The organism is Variovorax sp. 01T439_2 (assembly GCF_056398445.1).
The window spans coordinates 1-2305 of sequence record NZ_JBFTPJ010000929.1; the positions used below are offsets into that span (position 1 = coordinate 1).

At 69.5% G+C, this 2305-nt stretch carries 3 protein-coding genes; all 3 read right to left on the reverse strand.

All coding sequences use genetic code 11. The annotated features are described in order from the left end of the window. On the reverse strand, positions 1–863 hold an 863-nt coding region (locus tag AC1DOC_RS29920; protein WP_478131146.1), incomplete at its 3' end, for a PAS domain S-box protein. A 4-nt stretch (positions 864–867) separates the two neighbouring features. Beyond that, positions 868–1614 carry a response regulator transcription factor gene (locus AC1DOC_RS29925; RefSeq protein WP_015865632.1) on the reverse strand — a complete coding sequence of 249 codons (747 nt, stop codon included), beginning with the start codon at positions 1612–1614 and terminating at the stop codon, positions 868–870. A 124-nt stretch (positions 1615–1738) separates the two neighbouring features. Continuing rightward, the coding region (locus AC1DOC_RS29930) for a BON domain-containing protein (RefSeq protein WP_478131147.1) at positions 1739–2305 on the reverse strand (567 nt) is incomplete at its 5' end.

The window sequence follows — 2305 nt, forward strand, 5'->3', positions numbered from 1 at the left end:
TCGCCAAAGCGCTTGGCCTCGCGCGATCGCTCGGCCAGCACGCCGATGAACCGGCCCCGGTCGTAGAAGGGCACGGCCAGCGCGCTGACCAGCCCGGCATCGAGATACGCCTGCGGCACCGCGAAGCGCCGCTCGTTGCCGTAGTCGGCCACCACCACCGGCCGCCCCTCGGCAAACACGAAACCCGGCGGCGTGTTCGCATGGCTGGGAATGCGCGCGCCGATTTCTTCTCCGGGCACCAGGCCCACGCCGCTCGCCACGCGGAATTCGAGGCGGCTGTTCTCCAGCAGCAGCACCACGGCCACCTCGACCTCCAGCGCTTCCGCGGCCATGGCGGGCACGTGGTCGAGCACCACCTGCAGGTCGCGGGTGTCCACGGCCAGGCGGCCCAGCTGCGCGAGGTAGTCGCTGTAGCGCGCCCGCTGCAGCGCCTGCTTCACGCGGGGATAGGCGCCGATGTCGCGGATGGCGGCCACCACGAAGGGCAGGCCCTGGCTCTGCAGCGGGCTGAGCGCGATCTCGACCATCACCTCGCTGCCGTCCTTGCGCTTGGCGACCAGCTCCATCTGCGTGCCCATGGGCCGCGGGCGCGGCGCGCGGCCGTAGGCCTCGCGGTAGGAGGCGTGGCGCGGGCGGATGCTGTCGGGCACCAGCGCATCGACGTTCAGGCCCACCAGCTCGTCGACCGCGTAGCCCAGCAGGCTGGCTGCCGCGGGGTTGGCCAGCACGATGCGGCCGGCCTGGTCGACCAGCAGCAGCGAGTCAGGGTAGGAAACGAAGAGCGAACGAAAGACGCTGCTCTCTTCAACGCCCGAGGGCAGTCCCGGAAGGGTGGGGGCGACCGGGGAAGAGGGCGGGTTCATCGGCTCAGCCCTGCGTGACGGGCGGAACCAGGATGTAGCCCGCGCCCCGCACCGACTTGACGATCTGCGGCTCGTCCGGATCGGCCTCGATCTTCTTGCGCAGCCGGCCGACCTGCACGTCGATGGTGCGGTCGAAAGGGCTGGCTTCGCGTCCGCGCGTCTGCTCGAGCAGGAAGTCGCGCGAGAGCACGCGCCCCGGGTGCCGCGCAAAAGCGCAGAGCAGGTCGAATTCGCCACCGGTGAGCGCCACGTTCTGTCCCTGCGGGTTCGTGAGGCTGCGTGCCGCAAGATCGAGCTGCCAGCCGGCGAAGCGCAGCCGGTCGGCAGAGGCAAGACCGGCGGGCCTGGACGATGCGGGCACGGCCACCGGTGCGTCGTCCGGCGCCAGGCGCCTGAGCACCGCCTTGACCCGCGCCACCAGCTCGCGCAGGTCGAAGGGCTTGGTCACGTAGTCGTCCGCGCCCACCTCCAGGCCGACGACCTTGTCCACCGCATCGCCGCGGCCGGTGACGATGACCAGGCCGCAGCGCCAGTTCTCGCGCATGCGGCGGGCAATGGAGAAGCCGTCCTCGCCGGGCAGCCCGAGGTCGAGCAGCACGAGGTCGGCCGGGTCGCTGTCCATCAGTGCCATCAAGGAAGGGCCGTTGTGCAACTGGGTGACGCGAAAACCGTGGCTTTGGAGGTAGTTGGCCAGCAGCTGCGTGATGTCGATCTCGTCGTCGAGTACCGCGATATGAAAGGCGGATTTCATTCGGAAAGCGTGGATTCGAGGCCGAATGTCACAGCATTGTTAAGAACCGTACAAGCGTAGCACGCAGGCCTTGTGCGCAGCCCGTCATTCCCGCGCGGTTTGCATGGGGCCTTGCGTTCCCTCCTCAGGCTTCCACGGCCAGTTCGTTGACCACCGAAACCACCCCCGGCGCGGACCAGGCGGCGCCGCGCACCGCGTCCAGCTCCGCCCAGGAACGCACCTTGCCGCGCAGCACGACCTGCGAGCCGTTCACGTCGACCGCCACCTGCCGCGGCGCGTCGTGGAACACGCGGATGAGCGCGTCCTGCACCTGCCGTTCCACGTCCGCGGAACACCGCTGCAGCTTGATCCTCACCAGGTTCGTGATGCCGGTGACACCCAGCAGGTTGCGAACCGTCGATTCCGCGGCCTGGCGCTGGTAGTCCCACTCGACTTCGCCGGTCAGCGTGACCCATCCGTCCTCGACCATCGGCCGCACCGCGTCGCGGGGCACCTGCACGTTCCATTCGAGCGCGTGCCCGGCAGCCTGTGCGATGTCGGCATCGGTGCGTTCGAAGCCGGCGGCCAGCTTCACCGAGGTTTCGATGGCCAGCGCCTTCACGCCGCTGACGCGCTGCGCGGCCTGTTCCACCGCGAGCTTCTCGGCGCAGCTGCCGAGATGGCCCGTCAGCGTGACCACGCCGTGGTTGAC

Coding starts and splice junctions, on each gene's coding strand:
- AC1DOC_RS29925 (WP_015865632.1), bottom strand. CDS start 1,614: ATGAAATCCGCCTTTCATATCGCGGTACTCGACGACGAGATCGACATC.